Source organism: Actinocrinis puniceicyclus (assembly GCF_018283645.1).
Taxonomy (GTDB): Bacteria; Actinomycetota; Actinomycetes; order Streptomycetales; family Catenulisporaceae; genus Actinocrinis; species Actinocrinis puniceicyclus.
In genome coordinates this window covers 1-11452 of the sequence record NZ_JAGSXH010000146.1, presented here as the reverse complement: position 1 = coordinate 11452, position 11452 = coordinate 1, and the positions used below count along the sequence as shown (strand labels likewise).

The window sequence follows — 11452 nt, the reverse complement described above, 5'->3', positions numbered from 1 at the left end:
GATGTCGCTGGCGCCGATGTCGCCGGGTGTCGCGGGGACGGGCGCGGGCGGGCGGCGCGCGGCCGGGTGCATGTCGTGCGCGCCCAGCTCCCCGAGGTTGATCTGCAGACGGGTCAGGGGGCTGATGCGCAGCCGCCACCACCGCCCGTGCAGCTCGCGGGCGGCGGCGACCGCGCCCAGGCGCATCTTCTCCTGCTCCAGGGCGCGCGGGTAGGAGTGCACGCGCCAGAGCACCATGCGCCGCCACAGCTTCAGCGTCGGCCAGGGCGAGAGCAGCCAGCGCGCGGCGGGGATCGGCTCGCGGTGCGATCCGGTGGCCAGGTTCGCCTGCCGGCGCACCACATGCCGCATCAGTTCGACGAACACCACCCAGATCGCCGGCATCAGCACGTGCGCCACGCGCCCGGCGGCGCTGCCGCCGACCGAGTAGTTCAGCCACACGGTCCCGCCGGTGGCGCCGTACACGGTCCAGCGCGCCAGCGGGTGGCTCATGTCCAGCCGCGCGAGCACCAGGTCGACCCCGGAGAAGACGAACACGGTCAGGTCCACCACGATCGGCACCAGCCACGCCCAGCGCGCCCCGAACGCGGGGATCATCTCGCTGCTGACGGCGCGGAAGGAGAGCACCATGCCGCCGAGCGCGATCAGCGCGGCCATCACGCCGATCACCACGGTCACGGTCATCCAACCGGCGCCCAGCGGCTCGACCTGCCCGGAGTGCTCGCCGTCGGGCGAGAGCTCACGTACGGTCAGCGGCAGCGCGGCCGGTACACCCGCGCTGCGGTGACGGGGTATCAGGCTCTGCTCGGCGGCGGCGGTCACAGCGGCTCCTGGTGGCGCGGTCGGTCGGCGGGTCCGAGCTTGCCAGACTTCCCCGACCCGCGGCGAGCCCTGTTTTCCCGCCCGCGCGCCGCGCGGGCGCACGCGGCGGCGCGCGCAGCGATGCCAGCGTCCTGCCGCGAGCGCCGCCGATACCCTGGCAGCGCCCTGCCGCCGGCCAGGCACCGCACCGGTGATCTGGCACGTCGTCAACTGTCAGCCGCGCGCGGCCCGCGGCGGGAGCGGGGCCCGCGAGCACGGGCGCTGCGAACCGCGGCGCGGCCGGCGGCAAGGCGCCCGCCGGGGCGCGCCGGCGCGCGAGAAAGCGGTGGCACCGGAATACGGCGGAAAGGGGCGGTGACCCGATCTTGAGAGTGTCTACGGCCAGGTCATGGCGCGTAGGCGGCCATGTGGCTTCGGCCCGTTCAGCGTCGTGGGCCTTGAACGCGTTGTAGAGGCGCGGCGGGAAACCGTCCGCTTCTCGCCGCCGGCGGTCTCGTACGTGAGGTTCTTGGTGTGATACTGGTGACGGATTCGCCGTCGGCGCGGCGCCCCAGCGCGATGCGCATCAAGTCCTTGGAGATCACCGGTGGTCGCCCGCCGCAGCGGCCCTCGGCCGCGGCCTGGGCGCGCCCGTCGAGGGTGCGCTCGACCATCATCTCGCGCTCCAGGGCGTCGTATCGGCGGGCGGCGGCCGGTCATCTCGGCTGCGTGCCGGTGGGGCGGGTCGTGGTTTCGCCGGGCTCCAGGATCCGGTAGGCGAGTAGTTTCACGCGGTCGCTGATCAGGAACCATGCGAGTGCGTAGCCCCAGACCAGCAGGGCCCATTTCCAGCCGAGCGGGGTCATCAGGATGCCGTAGACGGCGATCAGCGTCGCCGCGGCCTGGGTGCCCAGGACGGCGAGCCACAGGATGCGCGCGGGGCGGATGGACCAGAAGGGCCCGCGGGTGCGGGTGAGGAAGATCGTGAGGTGCCCGGCGACGGAGAGCATCAGGTACATCAGGGTCTGCAGTTGCGGGTGGCCGAGGTGCAGGACGCGGTCGCCGAGGTAGAACAGTCCGAAGGCGGCGATCGGGCCGACGACGCCCAGGACGGTGGCGATGCCCAGCACCAGGCGCATGTTCCAGGCCTCTGGGCGGTTGCGGTAGCGCACGTTGTCGTAGGCGATGGACAGGATCGCGCCGTCGTTGAGCAGCGCGAGCATCACGATCATGACGGCGGTCAGCGGGTAGAAGTTGACGACGAGGATGGCCAGGGTCACGAACAGCAGCACGCGCAGGGTCTCGGCGATGCGGTAGATCGCGTAGCTGTTCATGCGCTGGAAGATCTTGCGGCTTTCCTTGACCGCGTCGATGATCACGGACAGGCCGGGGGTGGTCAGGACGATGGAGGCGGCGGCGCGGGCGGCGTCGGTGGCGCCGTCCACCGCGATGCCGCAGTCGGCCTTCTTCAGCGCGGGCGCGTCGTTGACCCCGTCGCCGGTCATGCCGACGATGTGGCCGTGTTTCTGCAGGACGTCGACGATGTGGAACTTGTGCTCGGGGAAGACCTGGGCGAAGCCGTCGGCGTTCTCGATGGACGCCGCGCTGGCCGCGCTCTCCTCGTGTTTGACGTCGCCGAGGCCCGCGGCGTCCAGGATGCCGGTTCCCATGCCGAGTTTCGCGGCGGTCTCCTTCGCGATGGCCAGCGCGTCGCCGGTGACCATCTTCACGTTCACGCCCATCGCGCGGGCGGTGGCGATGGTGGAGGCGGCGTCCTCGCGGGGCGGATCGGACAGGGGCAGCACGCCGAGGAACTGCCAGGGCCCTGCCTGCCCGTGCGCGCGGGCCACGCCCAGGGCGCGGAAGCCGCGGGCGGCGAAGGCGTTGACCGCGTCGTGCACGGCGTCTTGGACCTGCCCGGCGTTGGCCGAGAGTTGCAGGATGACCTGGGGTGCGCCCTTGGTCGTCTTGAACGTGGCGCCGTCTGCGCCGAGCACGGTGGCCTCGGTGCGCTTGTGGACCGGGTCGAAGGGCTGGAAGTGGGTGACCCGGTAGCCGCCGAGGGCGTCGCGGTGGCCGAGCGCGCCGAGCACGGCCAGGTCGATGGGGTCGTCGTTCTCGGCGCGCGAGGCCAGGGCGGCTGCCAGGACGACCTGGTCGCTGGGCGTGTCGCCGGCGGCGAACACCTCGCCCAGGGTGAGGGTGTTCTGGGTCAAGGTGCCGGTCTTGTCCGCGCACAGCACGTCCACGCCGGCCAGTTCCTCGATGGCCACCAGGCGGCTGACGATGGCCTGCTTGCGGGCCAGCAGGCGGGCGCCGACGGCCATGGTCACTGAAAGCACCGTCGGCATCGCCACCGGGATCGCGGCCACCGTGAGCACCAGGGCGAACTGCACGGTGGTGAACAGTGGGTCGCCGCGCAGCAGCGCCACCGTGATGATCACCGTGACCAGGACCGCGGCCAGGACGATCAGGTAGTTCCCGATCTTCAGCACCGCGCGCTGGAAGTGGCTGACGGTGTGGGCTTGCTGGACCAGTTGCGCGGTCTTGCCGAAGTAGGTGCCGGAGCCGGTCGCGTAGACCAGGGCGTCGCTCTCGCCGCGGCGGATGATGGAGCCGGAGAACACCGCGTCGCCGGGCCGGCGGGTGGCGGGCAGCGACTCCCCGGTCAGCGCGGACTGGTCCACCTCGACCGGGTCGCCGGCCAGCAGCCGGGCGTCGGCCGGCACGATGTCGCCCAGCCGCACGCGGATGACGTCGCCCGGCACCAGGTCCCGCGCGGCGGCGTTGGTCCACGTCCCGTCGCGCTTGACCCGGGCCCTGATCGCGAGTTTGGCCTTGAGCGCGTCGATGGCGTTGCCGGCCTGGTGCTCCTCCCAGAAGCCGACGACGGCGTTGGCGAGCAGCAGGACCAGGATGATGAAGAAGTCGGGCCAGTGGCCGACCACGGCCGAGAGGATCACCGCGGCCTCGATCATCCACGGGATGGGGCCCCAGAAGTAGGCCAGGAACTTCAGCAGCGGGTTGCTCTTGACCTCGGCTATCTCGTTGGGCCCGTACTGCGCCAGCCGCTCGGCGGCCTGGGCCCGGCTCAGCCCGGACGCGGAGCTGTCCAGCCGGCGCTGGACCTCGGGCAGGGCGAGGGTCTTGAGGTCCTCACCCGAGGGGGGCTCGGGGCGCGGCCCCGAGGGTGCGGCCGGCGCCGCAGGGGTGTGCGTCGTCATCAGCAGTTTCCTCCGATCGTTCGATGCCTCACGCCGTGTGCGCACCGAGCGCGGGCGATCGCCGAGCCCGGGCCCGTCGAAGGGAGGCGAGGGGCACCGCAGTGCGCGGCCGGGTGGTCACGGCGCCGCGTTCCAGACCCAGTCGCGGATCTCGGGCAGGTCCTGGCCGTGCAGGGCGATGTAGCGGCTGTGCTCGACGAGTTTGTCCTGCATCATCTGCTTGAGGTAGTCGCCCTCGGCGCCGATGCGCGGTACCCGGTCGATCACGTCCATGACCAGGTGGAAGCGGTCCAGGCGGTTTTGCGCGCGCATGTCGAAGGGCGTGGTGATCGTGCCCTCCTCGTTGTAGCCGCGCACGTGCAGGTTGCGGTTGGTGCGGCGGTAGGTCAGCCGGTGGATCAGCCAGGGGTAGCCGTGGAAGGCGAAGATGATGTGCTTGTCCGTGGTGAACAGCGAGTCGTAGTCCTTGTCGCTCAGCCCGTGCGGGTGCTCGGTGTCGGGCTCCAGCTTCATCAGGTCCACGACGTTGACCACCCGGACCTTCAGCTCGGGCAGGTGCTCGCGCAGAAGGGACGCCGCGGCCAGCACCTCGAGCGTGGGGGTGTCCCCGGCGCAGGCGAGCACCACATCTGGTTCGCCGCCCTGGTCGTTGCTCGCCCACGGCCAGATGCCGACGCCCTCGGTGCAGTGCACGACCGCGGCGTCCATGCTCAGCCACTGCGGCATCGCCCGCTTCCCGGCGACCACGACGTTCACGTAGTGCCGGCTGCGCAGGCAGTGGTCCATGACCGACAGCAGGCAGTTGGCATCTGGTGGGAGGTATACCCGGACGATGTCGGCTTTCTTGTTCACCACGTGGTCCAGGAACCCGGGGTCCTGGTGCGTGAAGCCGTTGTGGTCCTGCTGCCACACGTGCGAGGCGAGCAGGTAGTTCAGGGAGGCGATCTCGCGCCGCCAGGCCAGCTGCTTGGTGACCTTGAGCCACTTGGCGTGCTGGTTGAACATCGAGTCGACGATGTGGATGAACGCCTCGTAGCAGTTGAACAGGCCGTGGCGCCCGGTGAGCAGGTAGCCCTCCAGCCAGCCCTCGCTCTGGTGCTCGCTGAGCATCGAGTCCAGCACCCGGCCGCTGGGGGCGAGGAACTCGTCGCCCGGCAGCGCTGCGGCGTCCCACTGCCGGGCGGTGGCCTCGAAGAGCGCGCCGAGCAGGTTGGAGAGCGTCTCGTCGGGGCCGAAGATCCTGAAGTTGCGACGGTCCGCGTTGCGGGTGACCACGTCGCGCAGGAACCGGCCCAGCACCAGGGTGTCCTGGCTCTCCACAGCGCCGGGCGAGGGCACGTCCACGGCGTGGACACGGAAGTCCGGCATGCGCAGGTCGCGCAGCAGCAGGCCGCCGTTGGCATGGGGATTGGCGCCCATCCGCCGCTCGCCCTTGGGCGCGAGTTCGGCGAGTTCCGGGATGAGCCGACCGTCCTGGTCGAACAGCTCCTGCGGCCGGTAGCCGCGCATCCAGCTCTCCAGTTGGGCCAGGTGCCCGGGGTGTTCGGCGTCCACCAGCAGCGGCACCTGGTGCGAGCGGAACGTGCCCTCGATCCGCAGACCGTCGACGACCTTCGGACCGGTCCAGCCCTTGGGCGAGCGCAGCACGATCATCGGCCACCGCGGGCGCTGCGCCTCGCCGCCGCCGCGCGCCGTGTCCTGGATGTGCCGGATGCGCTCGACGGCCTGGTCCACCGCGGCTGCCATGAGCTGGTGCATCGCCTGCGGCTCGTCGCCTTCCACGAACTGCGGCTCCCAGCCGCAGCCGCGCAGGAACTGCTCGAGCTCTTCGTGCTCGATGCGCGCCAGAATGGTGGGGTTGCTGATCTTGTAGCCGTTCAGGTGCAGGATCGGAAGTACCGCGCCGTCGCCGACCGGGTCCAGGAACTTGGTGGAGTGCCACGCGGTGGCCAGGGGGCCGGTCTCGGCCTCACCGTCGCCGACCACGCAGGCCACGATCAGCTCGGGGTTGTCGAACGCGGCGCCGAACGCGTGGCTGAGGGAATAGCCCAGCTCCCCGCCTTCGTGGATCGACCCGGGCGTGGTCGGGGCGACGTGGCTGGAGATGCCGCCGGGGAAGGAGAACTGGGTGAACAGTTTCTCCAGCCCCGCCTCGTCCTGGCTGACGTCGGGATAGATCTCGCTGTAGGAGCCCTCCAGGTAGGTGTTGCCGACCAGCGCGGGGCCGCCATGGCCGGGGCCGGCGATGTAGATCATGTCCAGGTCGTACTTCTTGATGGCCCGGTTCAGGTGCGCGTAGATGAAGTTCTGGCCCGGGGTGGTGCCCCAGTGCCCGACGACCAGCGGTTTGACGTGCGAAAGCTGCAGCGGTTCGCGCAGCAGGGGGTTGCGGTACAGGTAGAGCTGCCCGACCGAGAGGTAGTTGGCGGCCCGCCAGTAGCCGTCCAGCGCGTGCAGCTGCGGTGCGGACAGAGTCGGCGTGTTCACGGGTCATGAACTCCTCTTGGCTCGCGCCGCAGTGCGTCGCCTCCTGCGTCCGGGGCTGGGACGGGTCGGCTGGGACGGGTCGGCTGTGACGGTGGTTGCGGCCAGGTCCGCGGTAGCCTCATCGGCCGATCCGGCGCAGGCCGGTCGACCGGTGGCGGTGTTCGCCGCAGACTCTCGCCGTACGCAATCGGCGCCGGCGTCCGCACGGCCCGGTCGCGACGCCGCGACCCGTGCCGGTCCACTCACGCGCAAACCCCGAACCGTCGCAGACGATCCGCGATATCCGCGGATGGTCGTGTCGCCGGGGTCCGGGGTGACAAGCTCACGCTACAGGCGCTGAGGGTGGCCGACCAGGGGCCATGGTCCCTAGGCGCGGCGGACCGCCGGACCGCGTCCCAACCGGCTGGCAGCGCCCTGGCACACCGCACCGCGGCCGGGATAGGGTCAGGGCCTTTGGTGTGCCGGGAAGTCCGGCCGGCGGTCAGAAGGCTCATACCCTCACCGCCTGGGAAGGGCCGCCCGGTGCCGCGTGCCGCCTCGCAGCACCATGATCTTCTTCGGGCCGCTCAGCTCCGTGCTTCGACTTCCGCGCCTTCGCCGTCGTGCTCCGGGTCTTCCACACCGGACCGGCCGCCTTCCGCTCCGGCCGGTTCGTCGAATCCCCCGCCACCCAGACCCTGGTGATCTTCGCTATCTGGACCCGCCGCATCCCGATCTTCCGCAGTCGCGCCAGTGCGCCGCTGACACTCGCCGCCCCCGCCCCCGCCCTCGGCCCCTGCTCCGGCTGCGGTGCGCGGGCCGAGAGGTGTCAGCGCCGTGCGCTAGCGTCGTGGCGTGGCGGCGCCGGGACACTCCGCGGGCACCGCGCCGCGTCCCCGCCCGAGCACACCGGAGGTTGCCCGTGACCGGCACGGTGCTGACCGCACGCGCGGCCGGCCGCGCCACGCTGGCCCGCCAGCACCTGCTCGAGCGCCACGCAGGCGGCGCGCTGGAGGAGATCGCGCACCTGGCGGGCATGCAGGCCCAGGCGCCGCTGGCGCCCTACACGGGGCTGTGGGCGCGTCTGCACGGTTTCACCCACGACGAACTCTCCGCGCTCTACCACCGGCGCCAGGTGGTACGCATCGCCCTGATGCGCGGCACGATCCACCTGGTGGCCTGCCAGGACGCCCTGGCCTGGCGGCCGCTGGTCGACCCGGTGATCGCGCGCGCGACGCAGGCGGCCTTCGGCCGGCACTACCGCGACCTGGACCAGGACACGCTGGCCGAGGCGGCACGCGAGCTGACCGAGACCGCCCCGCGTACGTTCGCGCAACTCGGCGCGCTGCTGGAACAGCGTTTCCCGGGCCGTGACCCCGCCGCGCTCGCGCAGGCCGCGCGCGCCCGCCTGCCGCTGGTGCAGATCCCCCCGCGCGGAGTGTGGCGCGCCGGCGGCGCCATCGCGCACACCACCACCCGCGCGTGGCTGGGCCGCGACCCGGTGGACAAGCCCGACGTCGAGGCGATGGTGCGCCGCTACCTGGCGGCGTTCGGCCCCGCCGGCGTCATGGACGCCCAGGCCTGGAGCGGGTTGACGCGGCTGCGCGAGGTGTTCGACCGGCTGCGCCCGCACCTGGCCGTGCTGCGCGGCGAGAGCGGCGCCGAACTGTTCGACCTGCCCGAGGCGCCGCGCCCCGACCCGGACACCCCGGCCCCCGCGCGTTTCCTGCCGGAATACGACAACCTGCTCTTCTCCCACGCCGAGCGCGGCCGGGTGAACCCGCACGGCCGCGGCGTGCCCCTCTTCCCCGGCAACGGCTCCGCCCTCGGCTACATCCTGCTCGACGGCGTGTACGCGGGCCTGTGGCGCGCGCAGCGCCCGGGGGGCGCGGCCGGTCGCGGCGCACCGGCCCGCGCCGGCGGCGCGCAGCGGGCGCTGCTGACGATCCGGCACTTCGGCGCGCTGCCGGCCGGCGGGCGCGAGCAGCTGACGGGCGAGGGACTGCGGCTGCTGGGTTTCCTCGCCCCTCAGGCCACACCCGAGATCGCCTTCGCGCCCGCGACCTGACCGCGGCCCGACCGCTCCCGCCGGGCCGCAGGCCAGAGGACCGCCTCACACCGGCGGCCCAGAGGACCGCCTCACACCGGCGGCCCAGAGGACCGCCTCACACCGGCGGCGCGCCCGCCGGCGGATCCGGTGAATCCGGCGCCCGCGGCCCGCCGGCCGGCGCCCCGGACACGCCCGCGGACGCGGCCGGGCGGCGGCGGGGGCGCAAGGCCGCCCACACGGCCCACGCGATCACCAGCACGCCCAGGACGAGCAGCACCAGCGGCGCGGTCACCCCCAGCAGCGTGAGCGTCACCCCCGCGCTCGTCGCGTCGTGCACGGCCTGGTTGATCGAGTCGTTGGTGTTCTCGATGCTGTAGGAGATCACCGGCAGCACCGGCTGGGTGGTGCCGGCCAGGCTCAGGCCCGCGACCACCGTCTGCTGCTGGCGCACGTCCAGCGGAAGCCCGGTGCCCGCGTCGATCCAGCCGGTCAGCTTCGTGGTCGAGGTGTACGACAGCGCCAGCGCCGCGGGAAGCGCCGGGCCGAGGCTCTTGAGCAGCGACTGCACGTTCGGCGGCAGCAGGCTCGCGACCGCGCCGAGCACCGAGGTCGGCAGCGAGGCGGGCAGGGCGGCCAGCAGTTTCGGGTCCTTGAGCGGCCCGGAGGCGGTCACGGTGAACACGTCGGCGGACCGGCCGCGGAACGCCTCGGCGCGCTGGAAGAGCGCCGGGACCGCCTGCTGCGTGCCGGCGTCCCAGTACGCGTAGGTGCGCTGCTGCACCCCGATGGGGAAGCCGATGGTCAGGCCCTGGTGCGGGTCCGCGCTCGCCCCGCCCGGCGCGGGCGCGGCGTCCATGCTGCCGCGGTCGATGGCCCACACGTGGACGTTGGAGAGCACCGTGGTGCCGTTGCGCAGCCTGGCGGTCAGCTGGTCGGACACCACTGCGGTCGAGCCGCTGGTGCCGGTCACCTTCGCGCGGCGGGTGACGGTGACCGGCTGGTCGATCAGCAGCGCGTTCGCCGCGTTGCCGGAGGCGATGGCGGCCGGGTTCAGGAAGCTGCCGGAACCCGAGTACGTGGCGGTGCGGTCGTAGTTCGAGGGCAGCCGGTCGATCTGCGGGTAGACGGCGAAACGCAGGACGCCGGCCGCGGCCAGCAGCAGCGCGCCCACCACCAGCAGGACGATCGAGGAGCGGCGCATGTGGGCTCCTAGCGGGTTGCGGGCAGCGCGCCGTGCGGTGCGCTGCGGGGCGGCCGGCGCGCGCGGGCACGGCTCGGGGGCGAACCTCGCGCTGCGTGACAGCGCTGCTCCAGGCTCTTCCCCGCCGCCGTCGCCCCGGGACTCGCCGCGCGCCGCACGCTGTACGGTCGCGGCGCCTCGGGCCCGGTCGCCTATCGTTTCGACGGTAAGCGCCCGGGGCGCGGCGCGCCGTCCGGCTTGAGCCGCCCGGCTCACGGGCGCGCACGGCCGGACGGGCCCCGGGCGTACCCCGCCATGTCTCGCCGCGAGGCTCACGGCAGGCAAATCGGAACCCGGACGGACCCCACCCGGTCACGGTCCCGTGATGCGCCCGGCGCCGACGCCGGGCGCCGCTACCGTCCGGCCGCCGCGTCCCGGCCCAGCGTGGCGGCCAGCCCGGCCAGCAGGATGTCCAGGCCGCGCTCGAGCTCGCCGGCCCCGTCGTAAGCGGCCAGGACCGGCGCCAGGGCGCGAAGCAGCGGGAACTCGCCGATCGGGAGCCGGTGCAGGCCCAACCGCAGCAGGTCGTCGCTCTCCTCGGGGTTCTCGACCAGTTCCTGCAACTCGTTGAGCACGTGTCCGTGCAGGAACCCGAACAGCGCCCGGTAGACGTGCAAGGCGTCCGCCGCGCTGAAACCGGCGCGCGTGAGCAGCGCCAGGACCGCTTCGAGGGGACGCAGCGTGCCGCGCGGGCGCAGCGCCAGCGGGGTGGCCAGGGGACGGGTGACCAGCAGCGGCACCAGGTGCGGGTGGGCCAGCGCGATGCGGCGGTAGCTGCGGGCGAGCGCGCGCAACTGCCCCGCCCAGTCCGGGTCGCCGCGCTCGACATCCAGCCGGGCGAGCACCGTCTCGGCCACGGCGTCGAGCAGCGCCGCCTTGTTGGGAGCATGCCGGTAAAGGGTCATCGGGTCGCGCCCGAGCGCGCGGGCGAGGCGGCGCATGGACAGCGCCTCGGCCCCTTCCCCGTCGATGATCTCCAGCGCGGCGGCCAGCACCGCGTCCCGGGTGAGCCTGCCCTCCCTGCCCTCGCCGGCCGCGCCGGGCTCCTTGAGGGCTCGGCCCGGCGGGGGCGGGATCCTCACGGCGGCACCTTCCGTCGCGGTGCCGGCACCCGTCGTCCGACACCTGTAGGTCTACAGCGTAGACAGTACTTTAATCAGGGCGTCTACTGGAGGCAACAGCCTCAACATTCAGGAGCACCCCATGATCGTCGTCATCGGACTCGTCATCCTGGTCGCCGCCCTCGTCGTCGGCGTGGCCGGCGTGCTCACCAACACCGGCAGCGGCCACGCGCTCGGCGAGTTCTCCGTGTTCGGCTACCACGTCACCGGCTCCACCGGCGCGCTGTTCCTCTACGGCGTCGTGGTGGGCGCGGTGGCACTGCTCGGCCTCAGCCTGCTGCTGGCCGGCGCGCGGCGCACCTCCCGCCGCGGCAGCGCCGCGCGCCGCGGACTCAAGCAGTCACGCCGCGAGACCGCAGCCGCAGCCGCCGATCGCGCCGACCTGGTCGGCCAACGCGACAGCGCCCGCGCCCAGGCAACCGGCGCACACGCCGCCGGCCGGGACGGCCCGAACGGCACAGGCGAGCGCGCGCACCACGGCGTGCCGCACCGCTTCGGCCACAGATCCGCCACCCGGTAGACCCCCGCCCCCGATCTCGCGGCGCGTACC

At 72.8% G+C, this 11452-nt stretch carries 7 protein-coding genes; 2 read left to right on the top strand and 5 right to left on the bottom strand.

What is annotated here, in order from left to right; genetic code table 11:
- The 3 genes from KGA66_RS25420 to KGA66_RS25410 all read right to left on the bottom strand — a co-directional run.
- On the bottom strand, positions 1-822 hold an 822-nt coding region (locus KGA66_RS25420), incomplete at its 3' end, for a DUF2637 domain-containing protein (protein WP_211471444.1).
- Between the two features lie 695 nt (positions 823-1517).
- Complete coding sequence (locus KGA66_RS25415; protein ID WP_211471442.1) at positions 1518-4025, bottom strand: plasma-membrane proton-efflux P-type ATPase; 2508 nt, start codon at positions 4023-4025, stop codon at positions 1518-1520.
- Positions 4026-4142: 117 nt separating this feature from the next.
- Positions 4143-6512: a phosphoketolase family protein gene (locus tag KGA66_RS25410; RefSeq protein WP_211471441.1), complete on the bottom strand. Its 2370-nt coding sequence runs from the start codon at positions 6510-6512 to the stop codon at positions 4143-4145.
- A gap of 901 nt (positions 6513-7413) precedes the next feature.
- Here KGA66_RS25410 and KGA66_RS25405 point away from each other — a divergent pair.
- Positions 7414-8559, top strand: coding sequence for a winged helix DNA-binding domain-containing protein (locus tag KGA66_RS25405; protein WP_211471439.1), 1146 nt, complete (start codon positions 7414-7416; stop codon positions 8557-8559).
- A 97-nt stretch (positions 8560-8656) separates the two neighbouring features.
- Here the strand turns inward: KGA66_RS25405 and KGA66_RS25400 are convergent, their stop codons facing one another.
- Both KGA66_RS25400 and KGA66_RS25395 read right to left on the bottom strand, forming a co-directional pair.
- Positions 8657-9742 carry a porin PorA family protein gene (locus KGA66_RS25400; protein ID WP_211471437.1) on the bottom strand — a complete coding sequence of 362 codons (1086 nt, stop codon included), beginning with the start codon at positions 9740-9742 and terminating at the stop codon, positions 8657-8659.
- Positions 9743-10134: 392 nt separating this feature from the next.
- Positions 10135-10776 carry a TetR/AcrR family transcriptional regulator C-terminal domain-containing protein gene (locus KGA66_RS25395; RefSeq protein WP_369015962.1) on the bottom strand — a complete coding sequence of 214 codons (642 nt, stop codon included), beginning with the start codon at positions 10774-10776 and terminating at the stop codon, positions 10135-10137.
- Positions 10777-10984: 208 nt separating this feature from the next.
- Here KGA66_RS25395 and KGA66_RS25390 point away from each other — a divergent pair, with 208 nt between their 5' ends.
- Positions 10985-11422, top strand: coding sequence for a hypothetical protein (locus KGA66_RS25390; RefSeq protein ID WP_211471434.1), 438 nt, complete (start codon positions 10985-10987; stop codon positions 11420-11422).
- Positions 11423-11452 lie beyond the last annotated feature (30 nt).